At 47.6% G+C, this 1,085-nt stretch carries 1 protein-coding gene; it reads left to right on the forward strand.

Features of this window, described 5'->3' with window-relative positions; all coding sequences use genetic code 11:
- On the forward strand, window positions 1-1,085 hold a 1,085-nt coding region (locus R8O10_RS23945; RefSeq protein ID WP_318191790.1), incomplete at both ends, for an NAD(P)/FAD-dependent oxidoreductase.

The raw sequence follows: 1,085 nt of genomic DNA on the forward strand, positions 1-1,085 counted from the left end.
CCTGCTGAGAAAGTTATCTCTTTTAACGTCTTTAGACGCGGCTACGATGCTCGTAAGAAAACCAATATTCATCTTATTTACACGCTAGACATCATCGTTGAAGGCGATGAAACCGCGTTGCTAGCGAAGTTCGCAAACGATCCTCACGTTCGCCAAACACCAGACATGGAATACAAGTTTGTTGCGAAAGCACCTGAGAACCTAACAGAGCGCCCAATCGTCATCGGTTTTGGTCCATGTGGTCTGTTTGCTGGTTTGGTGTTGGCTCAAATGGGTTTCAACCCAATCATTGTTGAACGTGGTAAAGAAGTACGTGAACGTACTAAAGATACTTTCGGTTTCTGGCGTAAACGCACGCTAAACCCAGAATCAAACGTACAGTTTGGTGAGGGCGGTGCGGGTACGTTCTCTGACGGTAAGCTGTACAGCCAAGTGAAAGATCCAAACTTCTACGGTCGCAAAGTGATCACTGAATTTGTTGAGGCTGGCGCACCAGAAGAAATTCTATACGTAAGTAAACCTCACATCGGTACTTTCAAGCTGGTAACGATGATCGAGAAAATGCGTGCGACCATCATCGAGCTAGGTGGTGAAATTCGTTTCAGTACTCGTGTTGATGATCTTCATATGGAAGACGGTCAAATCACAGGCGTGACATTGTCAAACGGTGAAGAGATCAAATCTCGTCACGTGGTATTGGCCGTTGGTCACAGTGCGCGTGATACATTTGAAATGTTGCACGAGCGTGGTGTGTACATGGAGGCGAAACCATTCTCGGTTGGCTTCCGTATCGAGCACAAGCAATCGATGATCGACGAAGCGCGTTTTGGTCCAAATGCGGGTCACCCAATTCTTGGTGCTGCGGATTATAAACTGGTTCACCATTGTAAAAATGGTCGTACCGTGTACAGCTTCTGTATGTGTCCAGGCGGCACTGTTGTTGCGGCGACATCTGAAGAAGGTCGCGTAGTGACGAACGGCATGAGCCAATACTCTCGTGCAGAGCGTAACGCAAACAGTGCGATTGTTGTGGGTATCTCTCCTGAGGTGGATTATCCGGGTGATCCTCTAGCAGGTATCCGTTT

The organism is Vibrio sp. 1727, from assembly GCF_033344415.1.
Classification (GTDB): Bacteria; Pseudomonadota; Gammaproteobacteria; order Enterobacterales; family Vibrionaceae; genus Vibrio; species Vibrio alginolyticus.